Source organism: Wolbachia endosymbiont of Drosophila tristis (assembly GCF_028981745.1).
Taxonomy (GTDB): domain Bacteria; phylum Pseudomonadota; class Alphaproteobacteria; order Rickettsiales; family Anaplasmataceae; genus Wolbachia; species Wolbachia pipientis.
The window spans coordinates 1-571 of the sequence record NZ_JAPQLN010000005.1 but is presented as its reverse complement, the minus strand read 5'-3'; the positions used below and the strand labels follow the sequence as shown (position 1 = coordinate 571).

General features: G+C 35.9%; 1 pseudogene. It reads right to left on the bottom strand.

The features are described 5' to 3' along the window. Positions 1 to 14 precede the first annotated feature (14 nt). Positions 15 to 571: pseudogene (locus tag OZD64_RS00045) on the bottom strand (IS66-like element ISWen3 family transposase); the annotation flags it as partial.

Here is a 571-nt window from a genome sequence, read left to right as displayed (position 1 = left end):
TTCAGGAGAGTGGTTTAAGAAACAATAGATAGGAGATTTTGGAAAGGATTGAGACCCCTTTGTTTCCAAGTTAAGTATAATGAAATTATCCGCTCAAGGAATGTATTTCCCCGCTTTGATTGTGTAAAATATGAGTTTTTGCGATAAACGACATAATGCCGAATTTGCCGTTCAGCGTGGTTATTTGTCAGCGGAATATTTTCTGGGTCATCTAAAAATTTCCACATCATTCTTTCAGATCTCAGAACATTTTTTGCAACTCGAGAGGCTCCAATTGCTTCAGGTAAACGAGATATCTCCTTCAAGTAATACTTTGTACGTTTTCTTAATTTTCTGGCACGTCTGACAAACCTCAAAACATCTATCTCACTTTTTAGTAAAGCTTTTTTTAGTGCAAATAATTCAGTGGCCACGTTTCTCAAGTAACAACCCAGAACTTTAACTTCAATATTCCAACTATGTGCTAATCTTTCAAAATCTCTTGATAAATGTGCCCAACAGATTTGCCTGTTTTTATCGGCAAAATAATTGTATGCTGCATACCTGTCAGTTATTACCAAGCTATTGCGAT